This is a genomic window from Anaeromassilibacillus sp. An200 (assembly GCF_002160025.1).
GTDB lineage: Bacteria > Bacillota > Clostridia > Oscillospirales > Acutalibacteraceae > Caccousia > Caccousia stercoris.
This window is the reverse complement of the sequence record NZ_NFJU01000131.1, coordinates 1-880: the sequence shown is the minus strand read 5'-3', so window position 1 is coordinate 880 and position 880 is coordinate 1. Positions and strand designations below refer to the sequence as shown.

The window sequence follows — 880 nt, the reverse complement described above, 5'->3', positions numbered from 1 at the left end:
GAACCTGAAGCGGTTGATATGGAACACGAAATGACGCCAGTGAGCGTCTTTTTTTCTGCTCAAATTCCCATTGCTGATTTTCAGAGGCCACTTTGTCAACAGCTCCATGCTGGCCCGAAGCGGAAAGGAGGCGAAACCCATGCCACGCAAACGAACGGGCTATGACGCGGCCTGCTACTATGACGGCAAGCTGCTGGGCCGCTGTACCAAAGCGGACAGCGACGCCTATACCCTGTTGATGAACGCCTGCGGCGGGGACGCCGCCCGTGTCCTGCGGGAATACGCCTACTTTTCCCCGGAGCTGAAGGGCATCTTGGAAAAGGCGGCGCTCATGCAGGCGGACCGGAACCGGACGGGCGGGATGTTCCATGCGCCCCGGACCTCCCCGTGGGGAGAGGTGCAGAGCTGTGAAGTTCTCTGTCCGGGCGTGTTTTTGGTATCCACCGCCAGCCACGGCGGAACGATGGTGGCAAACGAGGTGGCCGCCGTCCTCTCTCCGGCGGCGAAAAAATGCGGTTTTAAGGACAAGGGCTATATCTGCTATGAGGAGGACGCACAGGAGAGCGTAGTGCTCCGGGAGCTGCTGGACAAAAAGCTCTGGAAGATCCCCGACCGTATCAAGGACAAAGAGCGGTTTGAAGAAAACCTCAATCAGTCCATCCGGCAATACAATCCCGAATACTGGCGGGCAAGGCAGAGCGGACGGGAGGCCGCCGAAGCCGCCCGCAGCACAGCCCCGGCCAAAGAGGCCGCAAGGTAGCTTCGGGCCAACATGGAGCTGTTGACAAAGTGGCCTCTGAAAATCAGCAATGGGAATTTGAGCAGAAAAAAAGACGCTCACTGGCGTCATTTCGTGTTCCATATCAACCGCTTCAGGTTC

At 58.1% G+C, this 880-nt stretch carries 1 protein-coding gene; it reads left to right on the top strand.

Annotated features, from left to right (window positions below):
- Positions 1 to 139: 139 nt before the first annotated feature.
- The gene (locus B5F35_RS18210) at positions 140 to 760 is read left to right on the top strand and encodes a DUF7007 domain-containing protein (RefSeq protein WP_442856502.1); all 621 of its coding nucleotides are present in this window, start codon (positions 140 to 142) and stop codon (positions 758 to 760) included.
- The last annotated feature ends 120 nt before the right edge of the window (positions 761 to 880 follow it).